The following is a 24821-nucleotide window of genomic DNA, read 5'->3' as shown; positions in this document are numbered from 1 at the left end:
CCGTCCGACGATGCACGACCACGCACTCGAACTCCTCTCCATCAGCTGCACCTTCCACTCGAAGGACGATCCCGGCCAGCGCTACACCGCGGTGGCGGACACCACGCTGCGCATCAAGGCCGGGGAGTTCGTGTCGGTGGTCGGCCCCACGGGCTGCGGCAAGTCGACGCTGCTGAACGTGGGCGCGGGCCTGCTGGAGCCTTCGTCGGGCACCGTGAAGGTCTTCGGCAAGACGCTTGCGGATGTCAACGCGCGCGCGGGCTACATGTTCCAGACCGAGGCGCTGATGCCGTGGCGCAGCGCCGTCGACAACGTGATGGTGGGGCTGCAGTACCGCGGCGTGCCCGATGCCGAGGCGCGCCGGCAAGCCGAGGCGTGGCTCTCGCGCGTGGGACTCTCGGGCTTTGGCGACCGCTACCCGCACCAGCTCTCCGGCGGCATGCGCAAGCGCGTGGCGCTGGCGCAGACACTGGTGCTCGACCCCGACATCATCCTGATGGACGAGCCCTTCAGCGCACTCGACATCCAGACGCGCCAGCTGATGGAGAACGAGGTGCTGGACCTCTGGAGCGCCAAGAAGAAAGCGGTGCTGTTCATCACGCACGACCTCGACGAGGCCATCGCCATGAGCGACCGCGTGGTGGTGCTGTCGGCCGGGCCGGCCACGCACCCGATCGGCGAATTCGCGATCGACCTCGCACGCCCGCGCGACGTGGCCGAGGTGCGCACGCAGCCGCGCTTCGTCGAGCTGCACACGCAGATCTGGGAGGTGCTGCGCGACGAGGTGCTCAAGGGCTATGCGCAGCAACTGAGGAAGGCCGCCTGATGGCCCGCCTCGGACTCAACGAACGCAATGCGCGCTTCTGGCAACTGGCGCTGCTGGTGGTCATTCTGGTGGCGTGGCACCTTGCCTCGCGCAACCAGCAGTTCGCCTTCTTCCTGGGCGAGCCCATCCAGGTGGCGGGTCGCATCTGGAGCTGGTTCCTGCCGTTCGCGGTGCCGGCCAACGTGTTCTTTCCCGAAGGACTGAAGGGCAACGCCGACATCTACCTGCACCTGGGCACCACGCTGCTGGAGACCGTGCTGGCGTTCGGCATCGGCACCGTGCTCGGGCTGGCCTGCGGGCTGTGGCTGGCGCTCGCGCCCACCGCGAGCCTGATCCTCGACCCCTACATCAAGGCCGCCAACTCGATGCCGCGCGTGATCCTCGCGCCCATCTTCGCGCTGTGGTTCGGCCTGGGCATCTGGAGCAAGGTGGCGCTGGCCGTCACGCTGGTGTTCTTCATCGTCTTCTTCAACGTCTACCAGGGCGTGCGCGAGGTGAGCCCGGTGGTGCTGGCCAACGCGAAGATGCTGGGTGCCAACCAGCGGCAGCTGCTGCGCACCGTGTACCTGCCGAGCGCGACGAGCTGGGTGTTCTCCAGCCTGCACACGTCGGTGGGGCTGGCCTTCGTGGGCGCGGTGGTGGGCGAGTACCTGGGCTCGGCGCGCGGCGTGGGCTACCTGATTCTCCAGGCCGAGGGCACCTTCGACGTCAACACCGTGTTCGCAGGCATCGTGGTGCTCACCGCCTTTGCGCTGGTGCTCGACGGCATCGTGGGCCTGGTCGAAAAGCGCCTCATGAAGTGGCAGCCCAGAACGGGCGAAACCGAAAAGCTCTAGCCCCGGCGTGCGTGCGATGATCCCGCGCGGTGCGCAGGGCGCCGCAACGAATCCACCGGGGTGAACAATGAATCAGGACCACAAGCGGGCCACGACCTTGCGCTCGCGCGACCAGGCGGCCAGGGTCTCGAACGAAGAACTGTTCTTCGACCTGGTCTACGCGTTCTCCGTCACGCAGCTGTCCCACTATCTGCTGGACCACCTCACGCTGCTGGGCGCGTTCCAGACACTGGTGATGTGGTTCGCCGTATGGCTGGGCTGGCAGTACACGGCGTGGACCACCAACTGGTTCAACCCCGGCACGCTGCGCATCCGCGGCGTGCTGTTCGCGATCATGCTGCTGGCCCTGGTGATGGCCTCGGCGCTGCCCGGGGCCTTTGCCGAGCGGGGGCTGGTGTTCGCGCTGTGCTTCGTGGGCATCCAGGCGGGGCGCACGCTCTGCATGCTGATCGCCATCGGCCGCAACGATCCGCTCACGCCCAACTTCCGCCGCCTGCTGGCCTGGAACTGCGTGGCGGGCGCATTCTGGATCGCGGGCGGCCTGGCCGACGGGCCGGTGCGCCTTGCGCTGTGGTTCGGCGGCGTGCTGTGCGAGTACATCGCGCCGATGATCGGGCTGCACTTTCCGGGGTTGGGGCGCTCGTCGACCCGCGAGTGGACCATCGACGGCGGCCACCTGGCCGAGCGTTGCCAGCTGTTCGTGATCGTGGCGCTGGGCGAGTCGGTGCTGGCCACCGGCATCGCCTTCGGGCACCACGCCGAATGGCATGTCGCCGACCTGTTCGCGCTGCTCGTGGGCTTTGCGGGCAGCCTGGCGATGTGGTGGATGTACTTCGACACCAGCGCCAAGGAGGCGACGCACGTCATCGAGCATTCGGCGGACCCGGGCGCCATCGGCGCCAAGTTCCACTACACGCACGTGATCCTGGTGGCCGGCATCATCGTGTGCGCGGTGGCCGACGAACTGACGATCGGCGAGGGCGCGCACCATGCCGAGCTCAAGTACCTGGGCGCCCTGATCGGCGGGCCGGCGCTCTACCTGTTCGGCAATGCGCTGTTCAAGCGCGTGGTGCGCGGCTTCCTGCCGCAGTCGCACCTGTACGGGCTGGGCCTGCTGGCGGTGCTTGCGGTCTTCGGGTCGCACCTCACGGTGATGGCGGTGGGCGCACTGACCACGGTCATCATGATTGCCGTGGCCGCGCTCGAAGCGGTAGTGCGCCGCAGGGCGTGGGCCGCCAAGGCCCACTGAAGCGGCGAACGCAGCAAATGCGGCGAACCGCGGGGTTCAGCGCTGCTTCTTCGCCGGCGTGCCGCCGCGCTTCTCGCGCACGACTGGCTGCTTGCTGCTGGCAGGCACCTTGACGATGTTGGAGCCCCTGGGCGCCGCCGCCTTGGAGGGGGCCGCCGCGCCGCGCCGCGAGGTCGAGACCGTGGGCGTGTGGGCGACGGGCCGGATGCCGGTGCCGACGCGGGCCGCGACGCTCGCGCGGATGGGCAGGTACACCACCACGCTGTAGCCCCGCTTGAACGCGTGGTTCTGCTGCACGTCGTTCCACTCGGCCACGTTGGCGGGCTTGAGGTTGTAGCGCCGCGCGATGCTGGCCACGTTGTCGGCGCGCCCCGCCTTCACGGTGGTGCGGCGGGTGACGATTTCGGGCTGGAAGCTCAGGTGACCACCGTCGGCCACGACCGCCGCCACGTCTTCCTTCACGCGCGCGCCGCGCGGCACGATCAGCGTCGAGCCGGCCTTGATGAGCATGCGCGGTGGCACGTTGTTCATGGCGCGCAGGTCGGCTTCGCTCATGCCCGAGCGCTGGGCGGCGTCGGCCACCGTCATGGTGGTGGGCACGACCCAGGCGGTCCAGCTGGCGTACTGGCCTTGCGAGTAGGCGTCGAAGTTGCGCTGGAACACGGCCGCGTTGTCCCAGGGCAGCAGGATCTGCGGCGTGCCGGAGGCGATGAGCACCGGCTTGTGCGCGGCCGGGTTCAGGGCGCGGAAGTCTTCCAGCCGCACATCGGCCAGCTTGGCGGCGAGCTCCACGTCGAGGTCGCGCGTGAGCGTGACGGTCTGGAAGTACGGGTGGTTGGCGATCACCGGCAACTCGGTGTTGAAGGCCTGCGGGTTCGCCACGATGTTCTTCACGGCCTGCAGCTTGGGCACGTACAGGCGCGTTTCGGCCGGCATCGTCAGGTCGCTGTAGGTGGTCGGCAGGCCCAGCCGCTGGTTCTTGGCGATGGCGCGGCTCACACTGCCTTCGCCCCAGTTGTAGGCGGCCAGGGCGAGCTGCCAGTCGCCGAACATGCCGTAGAGCTTTTGCAGGTAGTCGAGTGCGGCGCGGGTGGAGGCCAGCACGTCGCGGCGGTCGTCGCGAAAGATGTTCTGCTTCAGGTCGAAGTCGTTGCCGGTGGCCGGCATGAACTGCCACATGCCCGCCGCGCGCGCGCTGGAGACGGCCTGCGGGTTGAACGCGCTCTCGATGTAGGGCAGCAGCGCGAGCTCGGTCGGCATGTTGCGGCGCTCGAGTTCCTCGACGATGTGGAAGATGTACTTGTCCGAGCGCGCGGTCATGCGCTGGATGTAGTCGGGCCGGCTGGCGTACCACTGCTCGCGGTCGCGAACCAGGTCGCTTTCCAGGTTGGGCATCTTGAAGCCGCGGCGGATGCGGTCCCACATGTCCACCGGCGGGGCGAGCGTGACCACGCTTTGCGACTGCGCGCTGCCGCTGGCAAGCGGGGAGAGGGCGCTGCGCGGATAGACCGGGGCCGCACTGCCGGTGCCGCCGGCCTGGGGTGAAGAAGAGGAGGGTGTGGAGTTGTTGTTCGTGCCCGCGCAGCCCGCGAGCACCAGTGAACCTGCAAGGCAGGTGGCAGCGAAAAATTTCATCGGAAGTCGTTTTTCCATTGGCGCAGTGCGGCGAACACGTCGGCTTGGGCTGCGTCGGCAGCCAGCTCGGCGTGGGCACGCACCGCTCGAAGGACAGTGGCTTCGCGGCTGCGAAGAAAAGGGTTGATCTGGCGTTCGGTGGCCAGTTGCGAGGGCAGCGTCGGCTGCCCCTGCGCGCGCAGGCTTTCGCAGTGCGCGTAGTAAAGACTCAGTTCGGCGTTGCCCGGTTCCACGGCCAGCGCGAAACGCAGGTTAGAAAGTGTGTATTCGTGGGCGCAGCAGACACGGGTATCGCCGGGCAGCGCAGCAAGCGCGTCGAGCGAATGCAGCATCTGCGCGGGCGTGCCCTCGAACAGGCGCCCGCAGCCGCCGGAGAACAGCGTGTCGCCGCAGAAAAGCAACGGCGCCTGGGAAGGCGCCGCTGGCAGGAAGTAGGCGATGTGCCCGGCGGTGTGGCCCGGCACGTCGATCACCCGGAACTGCAGCCCCAGCACCTCGGCCACGTCGCCCTGCGCCATCGGCGTGAAGGGCTCGGGAATGCGCTCGGTCGCGGGGCCCCACACCGGCGCGCCGGTGGCCGCGTGCAGTGCGGCCACGCCGCCCGTGTGATCGGCGTGGTGGTGCGTGACTAGAATCGCGGCGAGCTGCAGCTTGTGGCGCGCGAGCGCGTCGAACACCGGTTGGGCATCGCCCGGATCCACCACGATGGCGTGGGACCCGTCGTGCAGCATCCAGATGTAGTTGTCGGCGAAGGCGGGCAGCGGAACAAGGGTCATGAGCGGTCAAATTATAGGTTTGCATGATTGGTTCGCGACCCCCCCGGGGCGCTACCTTCTGGCTTGGGAGCAGGCCCAGTTCGACCAGGCGGTGGCCGACGTGTTCGGCTATCACGCGCTGCAGCTGGGCGCGGCCGAGGTCGACGCCCTGCGCACCAACCGCATGCCGCACCGCTGGCTGGCGCTGGACGACCCGGCGCGCGGCGCCAGAGGGACGCTCCTGACCGACTTTGCGGCACTGCCGTTCGCGGCCAACAGCCTGGACCTGGTGGTGCTGCCCCACGCGCTGGAGCTCAGCCCTGACCCGCACGCCACCCTGCGCGAGGTCGAGCGGGTGCTGGTGCCCGAGGGCCGGGTGGTGATCTGCGGGCTCAACCCGGCCAGCCTGTGGGGCATGCGGCAGCGCAGGGCGCATCTTTACCGCAAGCTGGGCGTCGGCGATCTCTACCTGCCCGAGGGCGGGGAGTTCATCGGCTACTGGCGCATGCGCGACTGGCTGCGGCTGCTGAGCTTCGAGGTCGAGTCGGGCCGCTTCGGCATCTACCGGCCGGCCGTGCGCAGCGAGGCCTGGCTGGAGCGCGCGCGCTGGATGGACGCCGCCGGCGAGCGCTGGTGGCCGATCTTCGGCGCGGCCTACTTCCTGGTGGCGGTGAAGCGCGTGCGCGGCATGCGCCTGCTCAGCGCCGACTGGCGCCGTGCCGCCGCCCGGACCACGGCGCCCGTGCCCATTGCGGGCAAGGTGCACCGCAACAAGACCGGCGAACCCGGCAATTGACAAGAAAATGATGCCAACGAATACACAAGGACAGTCGGTTTGAACGAAGTCGTGATCTACACAGACGGTGCATGCAAGGGCAACCCTGGCCCCGGAGGCTGGGGCGCGTGGCTCAAGTCCGGTGCCACCGAGAAGGACCTGTTCGGCGGTGAACTCGACACCACCAACAACCGCATGGAGCTGACCGCCGTCATCGAAGGCCTGGCCGCGCTCAAGCGGCCCTGCAAGGTGCTGCTTTACCTCGACAGCCAGTACGTGCGCAAGGGCATCACCGAGTGGATCCGTGGCTGGAAGGCCAAGGGCTGGATGACCGCGAGCAAACAGCCCGTGAAGAACGTCGAGCTCTGGCAGCGGCTCGACAAGCTGGTGGCCGAGGGCGGCCACCAGATCGAATGGCGCTGGGTCAAGGGCCACTCCGGCGACCCGGGCAACGAGCGCGCCGACATGCTGGCCAACAAGGGCGTGGACAAGGCACTCGGCCGCCTTTGATGCACGGCTGACCCGGGTCGGGCCCCTGCGCAAGGGGCATGGATGTTGCTAGAGTGCGTTTCGGCGCCACCGGGCGGTTCCCGTCCCACGGTCACTCATTCGTTCGCAGCATGAACCTCGACTACACCACCGACGCGGTCGACCCCGGCCAGCGCTTCGACTACTGGAGCGACGTGGTCTGCAGGCACTTCATTCCCGCCAAGAGCCTGGTGCCCGACCGCGCGCATTTCAATGCGCGCTTTTCGGTGCGTTCGCTGGGCAACCTCACACTGGCCGAGATGTGTTCCCCGCGGTGCCTCTGGGAGCGCGATGCCCGGCACCTGCGCAGCGGGCCCAACGAAGACTTCATGCTCAGCCTGATGGTGTCGGGCCATGGCGTGCTGTCGCAGTCGGGCCGCAGCGTGCAGCAGCGCAACGGCGACATCGTGCTGTACGACGCCGCGCGCCCCTTCACCTTCGACCTCGCGCCCGAATCGGCGCTGCTGGTGCGCATTCCGCGCATGCAGCTGCTGTGCCGCGTGCCCGAGGCGCACAACCTCACGGCCATGCACCTGGCCGAGGGCCACCCCATAGCGAAGCTGTTGGGCACCATGATCCGCGAGGCGGCGGTGCTCGACATTTCAGGGCGCGACGGCATGCAGGCCAGCCTGGCGAGCTCGCTGCTGGACATGCTCTCGGCCGCGCTGCAGGTGCAGGCCGAAGGCACGGACTCGGCGCGTACCGCGCACGGCGCACTGCTGCAGAAAACGCGCGACTACATCGTGGCCCATCTCGACGACTGCGAGCTCGACGTGGCGCAGATCGCCCGCGCACAGAACGTCTCGGCCCGCACGCTGGCGCGGGTGTTCGCCGAGCAGGGCACCACACCGACGCAGTGGCTGTGGAAGCAGCGGCTCGAAGCCAGCCACCGTGCGCTGATGGACGGGCGCGTGCGGCAGGTCACGCAGGCGGCGTTCCAGTACGGCTTCAGCGACATGTCGCACTTCTGCCGTGTCTTCAAGAAGGCCTACGGCGTGACGCCGCAGACGCTCCTGCGCCGGCACTGAGCCGGCACCCTCCCAAAGATCATTGGCTGGCCTTGCGCCGAGCCGCGCCGCTGCGCGCCGGCCATGCTTTCCAGCGTGCCACCGCCTTCCATCGGCGCAAGCCTGTTCCGCGCTGACCTGCGCTGAAAGGCACAGGCTGGCCGAACCAGCACATCGCAATGGCGCTGTGAGCAAAGCGCTCGCAGCCGCCGGCCGATAACTTCGGTACCTGCTCTGGACGCGCTTCCAGAGCCCTTCTTTCTTCAACAACGACCGGAGTCCTCCCGCCATGTCGAGCAACGATCTGCACTACCTCGAGCTTCTTGAAGTCGGCCGCCTCATCCAGTCCCGTGAACTGTCCTCGGTGGAGGTGACGAAGGCGCAGTTCGCGCGCATCGACGAGGTAGACGGCGCCCTGAAGAGCTATGTGCGCGTGATGACCGACTCGGCGCTGGCCGAAGCCGAGCGCGCCGATGCCGAGATCGCCAAGGGGCAGCTGCGCGGCCCGCTGCAGGGTGTGCCGGTCGGCGTGAAGGACCTGTGCTGGACGCAAGGCGTGCCCACCGTCGCCGGCATGACGCTGTACAAGGACTTCGTGCCCACCGAAGACGGCACCGTGGTGCGCAAGCTGCGCGAGGCCGGCGCGGTCATCCTCGGCAAGCTGCAGCTCACCGAGAGCGCCTACGCCGACCACCATCCCTCGGTGTCGCCGCCGGTCAATCCGTGGAACGCGGCGCACTGGCCGGGCGTGTCGTCCAGCGGCTCCGGCGTGGCCACGGCGGCGGGCCTGTGCTACGGCTCGCTGGGCACCGACACGGGCGGCTCCATCCGTTTTCCCTCGGCCGCCAATGGCCTCACGGGCCTGAAACCGACCTGGGGCCGGGTGAGCCGCTACGGCGCCTTCGAGCTGGCGGCCACGCTGGACCACATCGGCCCGATGACCCGCAGCGCGGCCGACGCGGGCGCCATGCTCGGCGCCATCGCGGGCGCCGACGCGAAGGACCCGACCGCGAGCCTGCTGCCCGTGCCCGACTACCTCGCGGACATGGCCAAGGGCCTAGCCGGCCTGCGCGTGGGCATCGACACGCGCTGGACCACCGAAGGCGTCGATGCGCCGACGCGCGCCGTGCTCGACGCCGCCATTGCGGCCGTGAAGGCGCTGGGTGGCGAGGTGCGCGAAGTGAGCTTCCCCGACCCCACGCAGGCCATCGAAGACTGGTTCCCGCTGTGCGGCATGGAAGCCGCCGTGGTGCACGAGAAGACCTACCCCTCGCGCAAGGACATGTACGGCCCGGCGGTGGCCGGCCTGGTCGAGCTGGGCCTGGCGCAGCGCGGCGTCGACTACCAGAAGATCGTGCTGCGCCGCCACGACTTCAGCGGCAAGGTGAGGGCGCTGTTCCAGGACATCGACCTGCTGCTGATCCCGGCCACGGGCATCGCGTCGCCGACCATGGAGCGCATGTCGCAGATGGGCGTGGACGCCGATCTGATGTCCGCGATGCTGCGCTACACCTGCCCCTTCGACATGACCGGCAGCCCCACGATCACGCTGCCCGGCGGCTTCACGCCCGCGGGCATGCCGGTGGCCTTCCAGTTCGTGGCGCGCCACTTCGACGAGGCGCTGCTGGTGCGCGCGGGCGCGGCCTTCCAGCAAGCGACCGACTGGCACCGCAAGCACCCGGCGCTCTGAATCTCTTTCTTCCTTTCATCACATCCCTCGAAAGCACATCACCATGAAACTACGTCACGCGCTTGTCTCCCTGGGTTGCACGCTGGCCCTGGCCACCTCCGCATGGGCCGCCGACCCGCTGAAGGTCGGGCTGATGGAAGACGTCTCGGGCGACCTCGCCTTCATGGGCAAGCCCAAGCTCAACGGCTCGCTGCTGGCCGTGGAAGAAATCAACAAGGCCGGCGGCATCATGGGCCGGCAGGTGGAGCTGATTCATCTCGACCCGCAGGGCGACAACGCGCGCTACCAGGAGTTCACGCGGCGCCTGCTGAGCAAGGACAAGGTCGACGTGCTCATCGGCGGCATCACCTCGGCCTCGCGCGAGGCCGTGCGCCCCATCGTCGACCGCACGCAGACGCCTTACTTCTATACCAACCAGTACGAAGGCGGCGTGTGCGACGCCAACATGATCAGCATGGGCGCGGTGCCCGAGCAGCAGTTCTCCACGCTCATTCCCTACATGGTCGAGAAGTTCGGCAAGAAGGTCTACGTGGTGGCAGCCGACTACAACTTCGGCCAGATCAGCGCCGAGTGGAACCGCTCGATATTGAAGGACATCGGCGGCACCGTGGTGGGCGAGGAGTTCATTCCGCTGGGCGTGTCGCAGTTCGCGCAGACCATCCAGAACATCCAGAAGGCCAAGCCCGACTGGCTGCTGATGCTCAACGTGGGCGCCGCGCAGGACTCGTTCTTCGAGCAGGCCGCCGCCGCCAAGCTGAACCTGCCGATGGGCTCGTCGGTGAAGGTGATGCTGGGCTTCGAGCACAAGCGCTTCGCGCCGCCGGCGCTCAACCGCATGCACGCCACGGCCAACTGGTTCGAGGAGATCGATTCGCCCGCCGCCACCGATTTCAAGAAGCGCTGGCACGCCAAGTTCCCCAACGAGCCGTACATCAACGACATGGGCTACAACGCCTACAACGCGCTGTACATGTACAAGACGATGGTGGAGAAGGCCAAGTCGACCAAGCTGGCCGACCTGCGCAAGGTGATCGCATCGGGCGACGCGTGCATCGAGGCAGGCGAGGGCAAGATCTGCATCGACCCCAAGAGCCAGCACGCCTCGCACCAGATGCGCCTGATCGCGGTGGACGAGAAGCACAAGGTCAACGTGCTGAAGGACTACGGGACCATCCAGCCGTACTGGCTGGGCAAGATCGGTTGCGACCTGACGAAGAACAACGACAAGAAGCAGTACACGCCTTCGGACCTGCCGAAGAAGTCCTGACACCCGCGCCCTTCATCCGCGTTCTTCAAAGGACCCTGCGGTGTTCGCCGAAATCTTTTCGTTCTTCTACCAGTTCGCGGACGTGTTCGCGTTCCTCATCCTGTCGGCCGCCGGGCTGGCGATCGTGTTCGGGATGATGGGCGTGATCAACATGGCCCACGGCGAGTTCATCATGTGCGGGGCCTACGTGACGGTGGGCCTGGTGCATGCGGGCTTTCCACTGCCGCTCGCGCAGCTGTGCGGCACGCTGGCCGCCGGGCTCATCGGCGTGGTGCTGGAGTGGAGCCTGGTGCGCAAGCTCTACAAGCGCCCGCTCGATTCGCTGCTGGCCACCTGGGGGCTGAGCCTGATCGTCACGCAGGGCATGCTGCTGACGGTGGGCTCGTCGGTCACGGGCATCGGCACGCCCGAAGGCAGCTTCGTGGTGGGCGGCTACACCTTCTCGGTGTACCGCATGGTGCTGTTCGCGGCGGCCGTGGCGGTGCTGGGCGGCATCTACTTCATCTTCATGCGCACCCGCTTCGGCGTGCATGCGCGGGCCACGATGCAGAACGCGTCCATTGCGCAGGCCACCGGCGTGCGCGTGGGGCGGGTGTATGCGCTGAGCTTCGGCATCGGGGCGGCGCTGGCCGGCCTGTGCGGCGCGCTCTATGCGCCCACCATGACGCTGATCCCGACGATGGGCGCGGCCTTTCTGGTCGAGAGCTTCGTCACGGTGGTGGTGGGCGGCGCCAACGTGCTGCTGGGCACCGCGCCGGCGGGCATCCTGCTGGCGGTGATCCGCACCGGGCTGAACGGCTGGGGCGGGCAGATCGTGGGGCAGATCGGCATGCTGCTCGCGGTGATCGTCGTCATCCGCATCCTGCCCGAGGGGGTGTCGGGCTGGCTGGCACGCAAAACCCGATGAACTGCGCTGAACCACGCTGAATCGACGGAGTCACCTTTCATGTTCCAACTCATCAACGGCCCGCAGACGCTAGGCACCACGCGCGTCTTCTGGCTTCCCTTCCTGGCGGTGCTCGCCGCGGTGCTGCTGTACCCGGTGGTCGCCGACGCCTACGACGTGGGCAACATGGCCTACCTGCTCACCTGGGTCTTCATGGCCATGGGCCTGTGCCTGGTGTGGGGCTACGGCGGCATGCTGTCCTTCGGGCAGACGCTGTTCTTCGGCATCGCGGGCTACGGCTACGGCGTGCTCGCCATCAACCTGGGCGGCGAGGCGGGCACCACCTTTCTGGCGCTGCTGGGGGCGTTGGTGCTCGCGGCGCTGGCCGCGGCGGTGCTGGGCTATTTCATGATCTGGGGGCGCGTGGGCGGCGTGTTCTTCGGCATCGTCACGCTGTCGGCCACGCTGGTGCTGGCCTTCTTCCTGGGGCAGACGGCGGGGCCCGAATGGCACATCGGCAGCGCGCGGCTCAACGGCTTCAACGGCATGAAGGACATGGCGCCGCTGAACCTGCCGCTGCCTGGCGGCGAGACGCTGTACTTCGACGGCATGCCGCTCTACTACCTGGTGGTGGGGCTGATCGTGGTGGTGTACATCGGCCTGCGCATGCTGCTGAACTCGCGCTTCGGCCACGTGGTGGTCGCGGTGCGCGAAGACCCGCAGCGCGCCGAGCTGCTGGGCTACGACGTGCGCAAGTACCAGTTGGCGACCTTCGTCATCGGCTCGGCGCTGGCGGGCCTGAGCGGTGTGCTCTACACCTCGTGGGGCCAGTTCATCACGCCCGCGAGCATCGGGCTGCCGGCGGCCGCCATGCCGATCGTGTGGGTGGCGTTCTCGGGGCGCGGGGACATCACGGCCACGCTGGTCGGCTCGTTCCTGGTGCTGTGGGCGTTCCAGACCATCACGGTCTACAGCCAGCAGGCCGCGCTGCTGCTGATGGGCGCGATGCTGCTGTGCACGGTGATGGTGGCGCCGCAGGGCTTCGTCATCGGCGTGGTGCAGGCGGTGCGGCGCGTGTTCGCCAGGCGCGGCGGCAGCGCCGTGAAAGAGCGTTCGGTTCAGTCCGTGCCCGACGCACAGGAGGTGCGCGCATGACCCCCTTGTTGCAAACCCGCTCGCTGACCAAGCATTTCGGCGGCCACGCGGCCGTGTCCGAGGTGGACCTGTCGGTGACGCAGGGCGAGATCCATTGCCTGATCGGCCCCAACGGCGCGGGCAAGAGCACGCTGTTCAAGCTCATCGTGGGCACGCACGAGGCCACCTCGGGCCACATCGCCTTCCAGGGCGCGGACGTGACCCGCCAGCGTCCGTTCCAGCGCGTGCAGCAGGGCATGAGCATCAAGATGCAGGCGCCCAGCGTGTTCAAGGAGCTGCCGGTGCGGCAGAACATCCACATCGCGCTGCAGCACCACGTGACGGGCCGCGCGGAGCTCACGCGCGAGGAAGACCGGCTGCTGGCGCTGCTCGACCTCGCCGCCGATGCGAAGAAGCTCGCGGGCGAGCTGGCGCACGGCCAGCAGCAGTGGCTGGAGATCGGCATGGCGCTGGCGCTCAAGCCCGTGCTGCTGCTGATGGACGAGCCGACCGCGGGCCTGTCGCCCGAGGAAACCTTCAAGACCGGCGAGCTGATCCAGAAGCTCAACGCCGAAGGCATGACCGTGCTGGTGGTGGAGCACGACATGGCCTTCATCCGCCAGATCGCGCAGCGCGTGACGGTGCTGCATTTCGGCAAGGTGTTTGCCGAAGGTTCCATCGCAGAAGTCATCGCCGACCCGCGCGTGGCCGAGATCTACCTGGGGAAGACCCATGAGCACTGAAGTCGTTCTGGACGTGAAGGGCCTGCATGCGAGCTACGGCGCCACGCCGATCCTGCAGGGCGTGGACCTCAGGGTGCGCAAGGGCGAGATCGTGAGCCTCATCGGGCGCAACGGCGTGGGCAAGACCACTACCATGCGCTGCCTGATGGGCCTGCTGCGCACGCGCGGCGGCAGCGTGCAACTGCGCGGGCAGGAGATATCGGCGCTGCCGAGCGATGCGCGCGCGCGCCTGGGCATCGGCTACGTGCCGCAAGGCCGCGACGTGTTCGCGCGCATGACGGTGGCGGAGAACCTGATGGTGGGCGAACTGGTCGGCGGGCCCCAGGGCAAGAAGCTGCCCGACCTGGTCTACCAGTACTTTCCCAAGCTCGCGGAGCGCCGCAACCAGCTGGCCGGCACCATGTCGGGCGGCGAGCAGCAGCAGCTCGCCATCGGCCGCGCGCTGGTGGGCAACCCGGCGCTGATGCTGCTCGACGAGCCGTCCGAAGGCATCCAGCCTTCCATCGTGCAGCTGATCTGCGACGTGCTGCGCGCCATCCGGCGCGACCTGGGCACGACGATTCTGTTCGTGGAACAGAACCTCGACACGATCCTGGACGTGGGCGAGCGCGCCTACGTGATGGAGAAGGGCCGCGTGGTGGGCCGCATCGAAGCGGGTCACATGAACGCGCAGACCGTGCGCAACCACCTGATGATCTGAAGGACAACCTCATGAGCTGGCTCGACCAATCGATCATGCACACGCGCGGCATCGGCCGCGAACGCAGCATCGTCACGCATGAACTCACCGAGGCGAAGCAGGGCACTTTCCACTTCACCATCGGCCCGTATTCCAGCCCCGTGATGACGGTGAAGCCCGGCGACCGCATCGTGGTGGAAACGCGCGACGCCTTCGACGGCAAAATAAAAACGGAGCAGGATCTGCCCTCGAAGGTGCTGACCATGCCCTTCGTGAACCCGCAGAACGGACCGATCATGGTCGAGGGGGCCGAGCCCGGCGACACCCTGGCCGTGTACATCGAGTCGATGGCGCCGCGCGGGCCCAACCCGCGCGGCACCTGCTGCATGATCCCGTCCTTCGGCGCGCTCAGCGGCACCGCCTTCACCGCGCTGCTGAACGAGCCGCTGCCCGAGATCACCCGCAAGATCGACGTGGACGAAGAGGGCGTGTACTGGAGCAAGCGCGTCACGCTGCCCTACAGGCCGCACATCGGCACGCTGAGCTGCTCGCCTGAAATCGACTCCATCAACAGCCTCACGCCCGACCAGCACGGCGGCAACATGGACCTGCCCGACATGGGCCCGGGCAGCATCACCTACCTGCCGGTGCGCACCGCGGGCGCGCGCGTGTTCATCGGCGACGCGCACGCCTGCCAGGGCGACGGCGAGGTCTGCGGCACGGCGGTGGAGTACCCGAGCCTCACGACCATCCGCGTGGACCTCGTCAAGGGCTGGACGCTCGACTGGCCGCGGCTGGAGACTGCCGACATGATCATGGCCATCGGCAGCGCCCGGCCGCTGGAAGACGCGACCCGCATCGCCTACAAGGAGCTGGTGCTCTGGATGGAGGCCGAATACGGCTACGACCGCTGGGACGCCTACATGATGCTGAGCCAGTGCGGCAAGGTGCGGCTGGGCAACTTCGTCGACCCGAAGTACACCGTGGGAGCCGGCATCTCGAAAACGTACCTGGCGCCGTGAGTACTTTCGGGGGCCCGATAATCGCGGCATGACTGAAACCTCACGTTTGGCCGAACTGCGCCGCGTGGCCATCCTCGACACGAGCGAAGAGGCCGCCTACAACGAAATCACCCGCCTTGCCGCGCAGATGTGCGGGACGCCCATTGCGCTGATCTCGCTGATCGACGACCGGCGGCAGTGGTTCAAGTCGCGGGTGGGGCTGGAGGCGGCGGAAACGCCCCGGGCGCATGCGTTCTGCGCGCATGCGATCCAGACGCCGGGCGAGGTGATGGTGGTCAACGATGCCCTGGCGGACGAGCGCTTCAAGTCCAACCCGCTGGTCACCGGCGACCCGAGCATCCGCTTCTATGCGGGCGCGCCCCTGGTGACGAGCAACGGCGAAGCGCTGGGCACGGTGTGCGTGATCGATACCAAGCCGCGCGAGATCAGCCTCGAAGCCCTGGAGCAACTGCGCTTCCTGGCGCAGCAGGTGGTCACGAAGCTCGAGGAACGGGCGCGCGAAAACGACCCTTCGGCCTAGATCGCCCCGTCGAACATCATCACGTCGACCTCGTCGCCCGGCGCGACGTTGCCCTGGGCGTGGTGCAGCACCACGAGCCCGTTGGCCTCGAGCATCGAGCTCAGCACGCCGGAGCCCTGGTTGGCGGCCACCGTCACCTCGGGCAAGGCCCCGTTCACCGACGTGACGAAGCCGCGCTGGTACTCGGTGCGTCCGGGCTTCTTGCGGATGGGGCCCGTGCTGCGCGCACGCAGCAAGGGCGGCGGGGCGCATGCGGTTGCGTGGCAGCCCATCAGGCGCAGCAGGGCCGGGCGCACGAAGGCCAGGAAGGTCACCATCACGGCCACCGGGTTGCCAGGCAGGCCGAACAGCAAGGCCGGCTGCGCCGAGGCGTCGGGCCCGTCGCGTGAAATGAGCCCCACGGCCAGCGGCCGCCCCGGGCGCATCGCCACCCGCCAGAAGGCCATGTCGCCCAGCTGCTGCATCACGTCGCGCGTGTGGTCGGCCGCACCCGCGCTGACGCCGCCGCTGGTGACGATGGCATCGGCCTCGCGTGCCGCGCGCCGCAGCGTGGCGGCCAGCGTGGCGGGGTCGTCGCGCACCAGGCCGAGGTCGATCACCTCGCAGCCCAGCTTGGTGAGCAGCCCGAACACGGTGTAGCGGTTGCTGTCGTACACCGCGCCTTCGCGGGGGGCGTCGCCCAGGCTCAGGATTTCGTCGCCGGTCGAGAAGTACGCAACCCGCAGCCGCCGCAGCGCGCTCACGCCGGGCAGGCCCAGGCTCGCGACCATGCCTAGCGCGGCGGGCGACAGGCGCTCGCCCCGGCGCAGCGCAGGCTGGCCCTGCATGAGGTCTTCGCCGGCAAAGCGGCGGTTGTCGCCGCGGCGCACCACATGCGCCGGAAAGCGCACCTGGTCGCCCTCGACGTTGCAGAACTCCTGCGGGATCACGGTGTCGAGCCCGGCCGGCATCATTGCGCCGGTCATGATGCGCACCGCGTCGCCCGCGCCCAGCGCGCCGCGCCAGGCCGCGCCGGCCAGCGCCGTGCCCACCACGCGCACGGTGACGGAAGCGTCGCTGAGCGCGTCGTCCCGCAGCACGGTGCCGTCGAAGGCGTAGCCGTCCATGGCGGAGTTGTCGTGCGGCGGCACGCTCAGCGGCGAGACGATGTCCTCGGCCAGCACGCGACCCAGCGCATCGAAGAGCGCCACGTTTTCGCACTGGGTGACGACGCACGGCGCGGTGAGCTGCGCGAGAAAGGCGTGAACGGCGTCGACGCTCAGGTCGGCGGCGTCGTAGCCCGGCAGGGCGGCGGCGATGTCTGCAATGCGGCTCATCGGTTCTCGAGCGCGTGCAGCTCGATCAGGGTGTTGACGTTGAAGAAGGCCTCGGGCGCGTCGCCGGGGCGGTCGAAGGGCACGCGCACCGTGCGGTGCTGCGCGGTCCAGGCGTGGACCTTGCGGCCGCCGGCTTCGGTGTAGCGGCGCAGGCTGTGGCCCAGGTCGGCGCGCAGCAGGCAGAAGACGGGTTGGGGGCGCAGCGCGGCGGCGGCATCGCCGTCGACGGCTTCGGGGGCGGCAACCATGGCGATCTCGGCATCTTCGGCGGCCGCCGCAGCGGCGAGCCGGGCCGCCAGGTCGAGCGGAAACAACGGGGTGTCGCAGGGCACGGTCAGCAGCCAGGGCGTGGTGCAGTGTTCGAGGCCGCTCAGGAAGCCGGCGAGCGGCCCCGGGTAGTCGGCCAGGCTGTCGGGCCACACCGGTGCGCCGAAGGCTTCGTAGGCGGGGCGGTTTCGGTTGGCATTGACCATGAGCGCGCCGACCTGCGGGCGCAGTCGGCGTACCGCATGCAGCGCCAGCGGCTCGCCTCGGAAAAGCTGCAGGCCCTTGTCGACGCCGCCCATGCGCGAGCCGCGTCCGCCGGCCAGCAGCAAGCCCGTGATGTCGGCAGGCGCGATGGCGGGCTGCGCGGGCATGGCCACGGCCGGCCTCATCCGCCGATGTAGCTCATCTCGACGCGGCGCGGGGCCTTGTCGCCCGCGCTGCCGCTGTGCTCGTCCTCGGGTCCGCGCAGGGCGCGCAACTCGGAATAGCGGTCGGTGCGGCCTTGCCAGATGTGGCCGATGGCGGAAGACAGGTCGTCGTCGCTCGCGGTGCCACGCAGCAGCGGCCGCAGGTCGTGGCCGGCGCTGGCGAACAGGCACAGGTACAGCTTGCCTTCGGTCGACAGGCGCGCGCGGCTGCAGTCGTGGCAGAAGGCCTGGGTCACGCTGCTGATGACGCCGATTTCGCCGCCGCCATCCGCATAGGCCCAGCGCTGGGCCGTTTCGCCGGGCGTGGAGGCCTCCAGCGGCACCAGCGGGAACTCGGCGTGGATGCGCGCGATGACGTCGGCCGAGGGCAGCACCTCGTCCATGCGCCAGCCGTTGGTGGCGCCCACGTCCATGTATTCGATGAAGCGCAGCACCACCTTGCCGCCGTGGTGCTGGCGAAAGTAGCGCGCCATCGGCAATATCTCTTGCTCGTTGGTGCCGCGCTTGACCACCATGTTGACCTTGATGGGCCCCAGGCCCGCGGCCAGCGCCGCGTCGATGCCGGCCAGCACGTCGGCCACCGGAAAGTCGACGTCGTTCATGTGGCGGAACACGGCGTCGTCCAAGCTGTCGAGGCTCACCGTCACGCGCTGCAGGCCCGAGGCCCGCAATGCGGCGGCCTTGCGCTGCAGCAGCGATCCGTTGGTGGTGAGCGTGAGCGCCAGCGGCTCGCCGTCCGGCGTGCGGATGCCGGCGAGCTGTTCGATCAGCCCTTCGATGTTCTTGCGCAGCAGGGGCTCGCCGCCGGTGAGGCGGATCTTGCGTACGCCGTGGCCGGCGAACAGGCGGGCCAGCCGCGTCATTTCCTCGAAGCTCAGCAGCGCGCTGTGCGGCAGGTACTTGTAGTCCTTGTCGAACACGTCCTTGGGCATGCAGTAGCTGCAGCGGAAGTTGCAGCGGTCGGTCACGCTGATGCGCAGGTCGGTCAGGGGCCGGCCCAGGCGGTCGAGCAACTGGCCGGTGGCAGGCACGGTCAGCTCCGGCACGGCCACGGCGGGGTGCGCGTGGCCGACGGCGGAAATGGGAATGACGGTGCTGCTGTTCTTCATGGCGTCGAGGGGAGAGGGCGATTTTGCGCCATCGCCCATGAGCCCACGCGGCGCAGGCTACTTGAGCACGGCCGCATAGACCATGTTGCGCGCAAGGCTCCGATAGTGCGTGCGGTACTTGGGCGACTGCAGCATCAGCACCACGAACATCTCGTTCCTGGGGTCGACCCACATGTAGGTGCCGCCCGCGCCGCCCCAGTTGTATTCGCCGCCGGCGGCCGGGTAGGGCGCCTCGCCGTCGTTGCGGCGCACCGCGAAACCCAGGCCGAAGCCGTAGCCCGGGCCCGGCAGGTAGAGCGGGCCGGGCACGATGCCGGCGCCCGCGTTGGCATGGTCGGAGGTCATCAGCGCCAGGGTGCGCGGACCGAGGTAGCGCTTGCCGTCGAGCGAGCCGCCGTTCAGCAGCATCTGCAGGAAGCGCGCGTAGTCGTTCGCGGTCGACACCAGCCCGCCGCCGCCCGACTCGTACTTGCGCACGATGCGCGGGTCGTTGAAGTCGGCCCCCACGCCGAAGCTGCGGTCGCTGGGCAGCGGCTCGGCAATGCGCGGCTGGCGCGCCGCCTCCGGCACGTAGTAGCTGGTGTCCTTCATGCCCAGCGGGTCGAGCAGGCGGGTTTTCTCGAACTGGTAGAGCGACTGGCCCGACACCACCTCGATCACGCGCCCCAGGATGTCGGTCGACTGGCTGTACTCCCAGGTCGTGCCGGGCTGGTAGGCCAGCGGCAGCCTGGCCAGGCGCTGGGAAAACTCGGCCAGCGTCGGGTCGCCGGCGCCCAGGCCGGCGGCGTTGTAGGCCTGCTTGACCAGGCCCGGGCCGAAGAAGCCGTAGGTCAGGCCCGAGGTGTGGCGCATCAGGTCCTGCACGGTGATCGGGCGGCGCGCGGGCACGGTGTCGAGCACCGGCTTGCCGTCGGGGCCGGGCTTCTCGACGCCCACCGTCATGCTGGCGAACTCCGGCAGGTAGGTGGCGACGGGGTCGTCCAGCTTCAGGCGCCCGTCTTCCACCAGCATCATCGCGGCAACCGTGGTGATGGGCTTGCTCATCGAGTAGATGCGGAAGATGCCGTCGCGCGGCATCGGCGCGCCCGTGGCCGTGTCGAGCTTGCCCACCGGATCGAACCAGGCCACTTTGCCCTGGCGTGCCACCAGCAGCACCGCGCCGGGGATCTTGCCGGCGGCCACGTCGGCCTTGAGCACGTCGCTGAGCATCTGCAGGCGCTCGCTCGACAGGCCGACCTGCTCGGGCGTGGCGGTGGGCAGCGCCTGCGCGGCGGCCAGCAGCGGAATGGCCAGGCCGAGGCCCAGCACGGCGGTGCACAGGGTGCGTTTCAGGAATCTCATGGATTTGTCTCCGTCTTGTTGTGGTGAATTCAGAACCGGCACGACGGTCTTGAGCGCCGTCTGTTGCGAGTGCGCACTGGGCTATCCGCGGCAGAGCTTCAGGTTGGTGCGGGTGGCGCGGACCACGGGCAGGTAGATCTCGGCGTCGGCCGGCGGGTAGTTGTCCTTGATGCCGTCGTCCGTCAAGGCGGCGTCCTCGGCCAGGGGTTGAAGGCTCTTCAGGCAGGCGGCGCGGTCGCCGAGCTTGAACTGCGTGAGCGCGAGGTCGTTGCGGATCCAGCCCGTGGTGATCCAGTCGAGCGTCTTCTCGCAGTCCGACAGCACGGGCGCCAGCGTGGCACGGGCGGCGGCGTAGTCCTTGGCGTCGTACTGGCGCTTGAAGGTCTTGCGCGAATTGGCCACGGCCTTGTCGGTGCAGCCAGGGGTGGGACGGGTGTAGGTGCCTTCGAAGCTGGCGCGCGCGCCGCAGCTTTCGCGGCACTGCTCGGACCCGTTGGTGGTGACTTTCACCTTGTCGGCGTCGACCGCGAAGTTCACCACGCAGGCGGTGTCGTCGATCTTGGCCTTGCCGCGCACGATGGTGCCGTCGAGCGCGCAGGTGTGGGCGTTGGCGCCGATGGTGGCAATGTCGAAGTGCCCGTTCGGCTTGACGTGCAGCGCGCCGCTGCCGTACTGAAAGATGTAGTCGCCCGCTGGCGGGGTGGCGGTCTGCGCGCCGGCCAGGCCTGTGGCCAGGAGCAGCAGAAGCGGTGCGACGGGACGGATGTGCCTGAACTTCATCGTTGGAATCTCCCTGAAAACGTACCGAAGGCAGTGTATCGATCGTTGCCAAAAGCTTCCTGCTTTTGGCTGCTTTTCGTCAACGTGGTGTCGATGTCTTGACGCAGCCAATGAGAATTCCTATCATTTGGCTGCCTGAGTACGCACCAAGTCGACAACGCAAAGGGCTCTTCCAACCCAGGAGCTCCAGCCCGTGCCGTACACCTTGCCAGCCTTGCCCTATGCCTTCGATGCGCTCGAACCGCACATCGACGCGCAGACGATGGAAATCCACCACGGCAAGCACCACCAGACCTATGTGAACAACCTCAATGCGGCGTTGAAAGACACGCCGCATGCGCAAACGCCGGTCGAAGAACTGATTGCCGATGTAGCGCAATTGCCCGAGGCGCTGCGCGCACCGGTGCGCAACAACGGCGGCGGCCACGCCAACCACAGCCTGTTCTGGCTGGTGATGGCGCCGGTCGGGCAGGGCGGCGGCGGAGCCCCCACGGGCGCGCTTGCAAAGGCCATCGACACCGACCTGGGCGGCCTCGACGCGTTCAAGGACGCCTTCACCAAGGCCGCCCTCACGCGCTTCGGCAGCGGCTGGGCCTGGCTGTCGGTGGGCGCGGGCGGCAAGCTCGCCGTGGAAAGCAGCGGCAACCAGGACAGCCCGTTGATGCGCGGCATCGGCTCGGGCAACACGCCCATCCTGGGGCTGGACGTGTGGGAGCACGCCTATTACCTCAAGTACCAGAACCGCCGCCCCGAGTACATCGCGGCCTTCTACAACGTGGTGAACTGGGCCGAGGTGGCCCGGCGCCACGCCGCCGCGACCGCTGGCTGAGGAGCGGGCCCATGAACGAACCGCTGCACGCCACGGTGGCCGGCGCACAGCCGAAGCCGGCACGTCCGATGCGCGAATGGATCGGCCTGGCCATCGTCGCGGCAGGTGTGCTGGTGGCGGTGTCGCAGTTCTGGCAGTTCGTGCGCGCCGATCCGTTGGTGTGGAGCGCACTGGTGGGCGGCTGCGTCGCCGCGCTGGCGACGGCGCTGGGCACGTTGCCGGTGCTGTTCTCGCAGAAGCTGCCCGACCGTTTGCAGGACACGCTGTTCGGCTTCGGCGCCGGCGTGATGCTCGCGGCCAGCGCCTTCTCGCTGATCATTCCGGGGCTGCAGGCCGCGAAGCAGGTGGGCGTGTTCGGCGGCGGCAGTTGGGCGGCGGGCGGGGTGATCGGCTCGGCCATCCTGCTGGGCGGCGCGGTGCTGATGCTGATGGACCGCGTGCTGCCGCACGAGCACTTCATCAAGGGCCGCGAAGGCCAGAGCGCGAAACAGCTGCGTCGCACCTGGCTCTTCGTGTTCGCGATTGCGCTGCACAACGTGCCCGAGGGCCTGGCGATCGGCGTGGGCTATGCGGCCAACAACGGCCTGCGCGCCGACGCGCTGGCGACCGGCATCGCGATCCAGGACGTACCCGAAGGCCTGGTCGTCGCGGTGGCGCTGCTGGCCGCGGGCTACAGCCGCGTGTTCGCGGTGCTGATCGGCATGGCCTCGGGCCTGGTGGAGCCGCTGGGCGCGGTGCTGGGCGCCGCAGTGGTCGGCCATTCGGCGATGCTGCTGCCCTGGGGGCTGGGCTTCGCGGCGGGCGCGATGCTGTTCGTGATCAGCCACGAGATCATTCCGGAGTCGCACCGCAAGGGGCACGAAGCCTTCGCCACCAGCGGGCTGATGATCGGCTTCGTGCTGATGATGCTGCTGGACACCGCGTTGGGGTAGGGGGCCTTCGTGGGACACCGCGGAACCGGCTTTGCCGGGCCGCAGGTGTCGCCCCCGGCGAGGGGGTTGGCGAAGCGACACGAAGTGCGCGCAGCCTGGGGGAGCGCCAGGTTCTAGCCGTGCTTGACTGCGACGGTCTTGAGCGTGGTGAAGCCGTACAGCGCCTCGAAGCCCTTCTCGCGGCCATAGCCCGAGGACTTCACGCCGCCGAACGGCAACTCCACGCCGCCGCCCGCGCCGTAGTTGTTGATGAACACCTGGCCGCTGCGCACGCGTTTGGCCATGCGGAACTGGCGCGAGCCGTCGGCGGTCCACACGCCGGCCACCAGGCCGAACTGCGTGGCGTTGGCAAGCGCCACCGCCTCGTCTTCGTCGGTGAAGGACATGGCGGCCAGCACCGGGCCGAACACCTCTTCCTGTGCCAGGCGATGGCCCACGGGCACGTCGCGCAGCAGGGTGGGGGCCTGGTAGAAGCCCGTTTCTGGCGCTTCCTCGACCACGACGCCCTGCGCCACCATCGGAATGCCGGCATGTTGGGCATCACTCAGGAAATCCCACACGCGCTGCTGCTGCGTCTGGCGGATCAGCGGGCCCACGTCGAGGTCCATCGCGGCGGGGCCGACGCGCAGCGCCTCGAAGGCATGTCCCAGGCGCTCGAGCAGCGGCTCGTAGATATCGCGCTGGATCAGCACGCGCGAACCGGCCGAGCAGGTCTGGCCCGCGTTCTGCACGATGGCGTTGATGACCACCGGCACGACCGCGTCCAGGTCGGCGTCGGCAAAGACGATCTGCGGGCTCTTGCCGCCGAGCTCGAGCGTGACCGGGCAGTGCCGTTCGGCCGCCACCTGCTGGATCAGCGTGCCGATCTTCGGGCTGCCGGTGAAGCTGATGTGGTCGATGCCCTCGTGCCGCGCGAGCGCGTCGCCCACCTCGTGGCCGTATCCCGTCACGATGTTGAGCGCACCGGCCGGAAACCCGACCTCGGCCGCCAGCTGCGCCACGCGAATCAGCGACAGGCAGGCGTCTTCGGCCGGCTTCACCACGCACACGTTGCCCGCGGCCAGCGCGCCGCCCACGCTGCGCCCGAAGATCTGCATCGGGTAGTTCCAGGGAATGATGTGGCCGGTGACGCCGTGCGGCTCGCGCCAGGTGAACACGCTGTAGCCGTCCTGGTAGGGAATGGTCTCTCCGTGCAGCTTGTCGCAGGCGCCGGCATAGAACTCGAAGTAGCGCACCAGGGCCACGGCGTCGGCGCGGGCCTGCTTCACGGGCTTGCCGCAATCACGCTGCTCGATGAGCGCCAGTTCGTCGACGTGCTCGGCGATCTTCTGCGAGAGCTTGTAGAGCAGGCGGCCGCGGTCGGCGGCGCTGACCTTGTGCCACACGCCCTCGAAACAGTCGCGCGCGGCGCGCACGGCGGAGTCGATGTCGGCGGCGTTGCTGCGCTGGATGTCGTCGAAGGGCTGGCCGTCGGAAGGGTCGATGACCGGCAGGGTGCGGCCGGAGGAGGAGGGAACGTCCGCGTTGGCGATGTAGTTGAGCTGCATGGGGCAGGATTTTGCGCGAAGCGCGCGAAATCCGTGGCCGGGCGCGCCGGCAGCCCCTGTGCAGCTGCTGCGTGCCGCCCCTACTTGGCGGCCGTGGCCTTCGGCAGCGCCCGCACGGCGTTCAGCATGCGTTCCACATGCTTGTCGGGGTTCAGGTTCTGGTAGTAATAGGCGACCTTGCCGTCGGGTGCGATCACGTAGGACAGGCGGTTGGCGAAGTCGGGCCGGGTCTGCATCAGCGCGTCGAATCCGTTGATGACGGTCTTGGCTTCGTCCGACGCCACCGGAAACCGGCTCTGGCAGGACTTGACGGAAAACTTCGACAGCGTGCCGATGTCGTCCGCCGAGACGCCGATCACGGTGGCGCCCAGGGCGGCGAACTTGTCGACGGCCTCGGCGAAGGCGTGCGCCTCGATGGAGCAGTCGGCGGAGTCGGCGGCCGGAAAAAAGTAGACCACCACCGGCCCCTTGGCGAGCGCGTCGTTCAGCGAATAGCGAAAGGTCTTGCCGCCCAGGGCGGCGTCGGCGGTGAAGCGGGGCACGGGGTCGCCGATGTCCAGCGCGGCCCAGGCGGGGAGTGCAAGGGCCGAGACAGCGGCAAAAACAGTCGTCACGGCGATGCGCGAGAGGGTCGAACGGGCCATGATGTACTCCGGTGCGGTGTGGCGGGAATTCTAGGCCGCGGCGTGAACGCAGGGGCTTGCCTGAAACCGGCACCGC

25 protein-coding genes are annotated in these 24821 nt (G+C 68.5%); 16 read left to right on the top strand and 9 right to left on the bottom strand.

Translation table 11 applies throughout. The annotated features are described in order from the left end of the window. The first annotated feature begins 10 nt into the window (after positions 1-10). From ACSFBM_RS08310 to ACSFBM_RS08300, 3 genes are all read left to right on the top strand, one after another. Positions 11-826, top strand: coding sequence for an ABC transporter ATP-binding protein (locus ACSFBM_RS08310; protein WP_435483939.1), 816 nt, complete (start codon positions 11-13; stop codon positions 824-826). Continuing rightward, the gene (locus ACSFBM_RS08305) at positions 826-1662 is read left to right on the top strand and encodes an ABC transporter permease (RefSeq protein ID WP_435438095.1); all 837 of its coding nucleotides are present in this window, start codon (positions 826-828) and stop codon (positions 1660-1662) included. Before ACSFBM_RS08310 ends, ACSFBM_RS08305 begins: the two co-directional genes overlap by 1 nt. 67 nt (positions 1663-1729) lie before the next feature. After that, a complete protein-coding gene (locus tag ACSFBM_RS08300) occupies positions 1730-2911 on the top strand; it encodes a low temperature requirement protein A (protein ID WP_435483938.1) in 1182 nt (393 codons plus the stop codon). 36 nt (positions 2912-2947) lie between these two features. Here the strand turns inward: ACSFBM_RS08300 and ACSFBM_RS08295 are convergent, their stop codons facing one another. Further along, positions 2948-4546 (bottom strand): transglycosylase SLT domain-containing protein, encoded by a 1599-nt coding sequence (locus ACSFBM_RS08295; RefSeq protein ID WP_435483937.1) that lies wholly within the window; start codon positions 4544-4546, stop codon positions 2948-2950. Continuing rightward, positions 4543-5322: a hydroxyacylglutathione hydrolase gene (gene gloB / locus ACSFBM_RS08290; protein WP_435483936.1), complete on the bottom strand. Its 780-nt coding sequence runs from the start codon at positions 5320-5322 to the stop codon at positions 4543-4545. The genes ACSFBM_RS08295 and gloB overlap by 4 nt, the downstream gene beginning before the upstream one ends. Between gloB and ACSFBM_RS08285 the strand changes: the two genes are divergently transcribed. The 11 genes from ACSFBM_RS08285 to ACSFBM_RS08235 all read left to right on the top strand — a co-directional run bounded on the left by ACSFBM_RS08285 (position 5321) and on the right by ACSFBM_RS08235 (position 15552). After that, entirely contained in the window at positions 5321-6097 is a 777-nt protein-coding gene (locus ACSFBM_RS08285; protein ID WP_435483935.1) for a class I SAM-dependent methyltransferase, read from the top strand. The two genes, gloB and ACSFBM_RS08285, sit on opposite strands and share 2 nt — an antisense overlap. 39 nt (positions 6098-6136) lie before the next feature. Further along, on the top strand, positions 6137-6586 hold the full coding sequence (gene rnhA, locus ACSFBM_RS08280; RefSeq protein ID WP_435446254.1) for a ribonuclease HI: 450 nt from the start codon (positions 6137-6139) through the stop codon (positions 6584-6586). Positions 6587-6696: 110 nt separating this feature from the next. Next, on the top strand, positions 6697-7632 hold the full coding sequence (locus ACSFBM_RS08275; protein ID WP_435483934.1) for a helix-turn-helix domain-containing protein: 936 nt from the start codon (positions 6697-6699) through the stop codon (positions 7630-7632). Between the two features lie 268 nt (positions 7633-7900). Continuing rightward, positions 7901-9301, top strand: coding sequence for an amidase (locus ACSFBM_RS08270; protein WP_435483933.1), 1401 nt, complete (start codon positions 7901-7903; stop codon positions 9299-9301). Between the two features lie 43 nt (positions 9302-9344). Continuing rightward, positions 9345-10568, top strand: coding sequence for an urea ABC transporter substrate-binding protein (locus ACSFBM_RS08265; RefSeq protein ID WP_435483932.1), 1224 nt, complete (start codon positions 9345-9347; stop codon positions 10566-10568). 40 nt (positions 10569-10608) lie between these two features. Next, the gene (locus ACSFBM_RS08260) at positions 10609-11475 is read left to right on the top strand and encodes an ABC transporter permease subunit (protein WP_435483931.1); all 867 of its coding nucleotides are present in this window, start codon (positions 10609-10611) and stop codon (positions 11473-11475) included. A gap of 39 nt (positions 11476-11514) precedes the next feature. After that, positions 11515-12609, top strand: a complete 1095-nt coding sequence (locus ACSFBM_RS08255; RefSeq protein WP_435483930.1) for a branched-chain amino acid ABC transporter permease — start codon at positions 11515-11517, stop codon at positions 12607-12609. After that, positions 12606-13331: an ABC transporter ATP-binding protein gene (locus tag ACSFBM_RS08250; RefSeq protein ID WP_435483929.1), complete on the top strand. Its 726-nt coding sequence runs from the start codon at positions 12606-12608 to the stop codon at positions 13329-13331. Before ACSFBM_RS08255 ends, ACSFBM_RS08250 begins: the two co-directional genes overlap by 4 nt. After that, positions 13321-14031: an ABC transporter ATP-binding protein gene (locus ACSFBM_RS08245; protein WP_435483928.1), complete on the top strand. Its 711-nt coding sequence runs from the start codon at positions 13321-13323 to the stop codon at positions 14029-14031. Before ACSFBM_RS08250 ends, ACSFBM_RS08245 begins: the two co-directional genes overlap by 11 nt. An 11-nt stretch (positions 14032-14042) precedes the next feature. Further along, positions 14043-15032 (top strand): acetamidase/formamidase family protein, encoded by a 990-nt coding sequence (locus ACSFBM_RS08240; RefSeq protein ID WP_435483927.1) that lies wholly within the window; start codon positions 14043-14045, stop codon positions 15030-15032. 28 nt (positions 15033-15060) lie between these two features. Beyond that, complete coding sequence (locus ACSFBM_RS08235) at positions 15061-15552, top strand: GAF domain-containing protein (protein ID WP_435483926.1); 492 nt, start codon at positions 15061-15063, stop codon at positions 15550-15552. Here ACSFBM_RS08235 and moeA read toward each other — a convergent pair. From moeA to ACSFBM_RS08210, 5 genes are all read right to left on the bottom strand, one after another. Beyond that, complete coding sequence (gene moeA / locus ACSFBM_RS08230) at positions 15549-16868, bottom strand: molybdopterin molybdotransferase MoeA (RefSeq protein WP_435483925.1); 1320 nt, start codon at positions 16866-16868, stop codon at positions 15549-15551. The genes ACSFBM_RS08235 and moeA overlap by 4 nt on opposite strands. Then, on the bottom strand, positions 16865-17506 hold the full coding sequence (gene mobA, locus ACSFBM_RS08225; protein ID WP_435483924.1) for a molybdenum cofactor guanylyltransferase MobA: 642 nt from the start codon (positions 17504-17506) through the stop codon (positions 16865-16867). Before mobA ends, moeA begins: the two co-directional genes overlap by 4 nt. 14 nt (positions 17507-17520) lie before the next feature. Continuing rightward, positions 17521-18672: a GTP 3',8-cyclase MoaA gene (gene moaA / locus ACSFBM_RS08220; RefSeq protein ID WP_435483923.1), complete on the bottom strand. Its 1152-nt coding sequence runs from the start codon at positions 18670-18672 to the stop codon at positions 17521-17523. 57 nt (positions 18673-18729) lie between these two features. Continuing rightward, positions 18730-20013, bottom strand: a complete 1284-nt coding sequence (locus ACSFBM_RS08215) for a serine hydrolase domain-containing protein (protein ID WP_435483922.1) — start codon at positions 20011-20013, stop codon at positions 18730-18732. Positions 20014-20094: 81 nt separating this feature from the next. Continuing rightward, on the bottom strand, positions 20095-20793 hold the full coding sequence (locus ACSFBM_RS08210; RefSeq protein WP_435483921.1) for a hypothetical protein: 699 nt from the start codon (positions 20791-20793) through the stop codon (positions 20095-20097). A gap of 193 nt (positions 20794-20986) precedes the next feature. On the opposite strand from ACSFBM_RS08210, the gene ACSFBM_RS08205 reads away from it, so the two are divergent. After that, a complete protein-coding gene (locus ACSFBM_RS08205; RefSeq protein ID WP_435483920.1) occupies positions 20987-21622 on the top strand; it encodes a superoxide dismutase in 636 nt (211 codons plus the stop codon). 11 nt (positions 21623-21633) lie between these two features. Continuing rightward, positions 21634-22554 carry a ZIP family metal transporter gene (locus ACSFBM_RS08200; RefSeq protein WP_435483919.1) on the top strand — a complete coding sequence of 307 codons (921 nt, stop codon included), beginning with the start codon at positions 21634-21636 and terminating at the stop codon, positions 22552-22554. 113 nt (positions 22555-22667) lie between these two features. Here the strand turns inward: ACSFBM_RS08200 and ACSFBM_RS08195 are convergent, their stop codons facing one another. Continuing rightward, positions 22668-24101: an aldehyde dehydrogenase family protein gene (locus ACSFBM_RS08195; protein ID WP_435483918.1), complete on the bottom strand. Its 1434-nt coding sequence runs from the start codon at positions 24099-24101 to the stop codon at positions 22668-22670. An 80-nt stretch (positions 24102-24181) separates the two neighbouring features. Continuing rightward, a complete protein-coding gene (locus tag ACSFBM_RS08190) occupies positions 24182-24745 on the bottom strand; it encodes a peroxiredoxin (RefSeq protein WP_435483917.1) in 564 nt (187 codons plus the stop codon). Positions 24746-24821: the final 76 nt, after the last annotated feature.

The sequence above is a fragment of the Variovorax pasteuri genome, from assembly GCF_051216435.1.
Classification (GTDB): domain Bacteria; phylum Pseudomonadota; class Gammaproteobacteria; order Burkholderiales; family Burkholderiaceae_C; genus Variovorax.
This window is presented reverse-complemented; position numbering and strand designations above follow the sequence as displayed.

Bases quoted from the DNA above. Each gene is read 5' to 3' on its own strand.
- ACSFBM_RS08310 (WP_435483939.1), top strand. From the start codon at position 11: ATGCACGACCACGCACTCGAACTCCTCTCCATCAGCTGCACCTTCCAC.
- ACSFBM_RS08305 (WP_435438095.1), top strand. From the start codon at position 826: ATGGCCCGCCTCGGACTCAACGAACGCAATGCGCGCTTCTGGCAACTG.
- ACSFBM_RS08300 (WP_435483938.1), top strand. From the start codon at position 1,730: ATGAATCAGGACCACAAGCGGGCCACGACCTTGCGCTCGCGCGACCAG.
- ACSFBM_RS08295 (WP_435483937.1), bottom strand. From the start codon at position 4,546: ATGAAATTTTTCGCTGCCACCTGCCTTGCAGGTTCACTGGTGCTCGCG.
- ACSFBM_RS08285 (WP_435483935.1), top strand. From the start codon at position 5,321: ATGAGCGGTCAAATTATAGGTTTGCATGATTGGTTCGCGACCCCCCCG.
- gloB (WP_435483936.1), bottom strand. From the start codon at position 5,322: ATGACCCTTGTTCCGCTGCCCGCCTTCGCCGACAACTACATCTGGATG.
- ACSFBM_RS08275 (WP_435483934.1), top strand. From the start codon at position 6,697: ATGAACCTCGACTACACCACCGACGCGGTCGACCCCGGCCAGCGCTTC.
- ACSFBM_RS08270 (WP_435483933.1), top strand. From the start codon at position 7,901: ATGTCGAGCAACGATCTGCACTACCTCGAGCTTCTTGAAGTCGGCCGC.
- ACSFBM_RS08265 (WP_435483932.1), top strand. From the start codon at position 9,345: ATGAAACTACGTCACGCGCTTGTCTCCCTGGGTTGCACGCTGGCCCTG.
- ACSFBM_RS08255 (WP_435483930.1), top strand. From the start codon at position 11,515: ATGTTCCAACTCATCAACGGCCCGCAGACGCTAGGCACCACGCGCGTC.
- ACSFBM_RS08250 (WP_435483929.1), top strand. From the start codon at position 12,606: ATGACCCCCTTGTTGCAAACCCGCTCGCTGACCAAGCATTTCGGCGGC.
- ACSFBM_RS08245 (WP_435483928.1), top strand. From the start codon at position 13,321: ATGAGCACTGAAGTCGTTCTGGACGTGAAGGGCCTGCATGCGAGCTAC.
- ACSFBM_RS08240 (WP_435483927.1), top strand. From the start codon at position 14,043: ATGAGCTGGCTCGACCAATCGATCATGCACACGCGCGGCATCGGCCGC.
- ACSFBM_RS08235 (WP_435483926.1), top strand. From the start codon at position 15,061: ATGACTGAAACCTCACGTTTGGCCGAACTGCGCCGCGTGGCCATCCTC.
- moeA (WP_435483925.1), bottom strand. From the start codon at position 16,868: ATGAGCCGCATTGCAGACATCGCCGCCGCCCTGCCGGGCTACGACGCC.
- mobA (WP_435483924.1), bottom strand. From the start codon at position 17,506: ATGCCCGCGCAGCCCGCCATCGCGCCTGCCGACATCACGGGCTTGCTG.
- moaA (WP_435483923.1), bottom strand. From the start codon at position 18,672: ATGAAGAACAGCAGCACCGTCATTCCCATTTCCGCCGTCGGCCACGCG.
- ACSFBM_RS08215 (WP_435483922.1), bottom strand. From the start codon at position 20,013: ATGAGATTCCTGAAACGCACCCTGTGCACCGCCGTGCTGGGCCTCGGC.
- ACSFBM_RS08210 (WP_435483921.1), bottom strand. From the start codon at position 20,793: ATGAAGTTCAGGCACATCCGTCCCGTCGCACCGCTTCTGCTGCTCCTG.
- ACSFBM_RS08200 (WP_435483919.1), top strand. From the start codon at position 21,634: ATGAACGAACCGCTGCACGCCACGGTGGCCGGCGCACAGCCGAAGCCG.
- ACSFBM_RS08195 (WP_435483918.1), bottom strand. From the start codon at position 24,101: ATGCAGCTCAACTACATCGCCAACGCGGACGTTCCCTCCTCCTCCGGC.
- ACSFBM_RS08190 (WP_435483917.1), bottom strand. From the start codon at position 24,745: ATGGCCCGTTCGACCCTCTCGCGCATCGCCGTGACGACTGTTTTTGCC.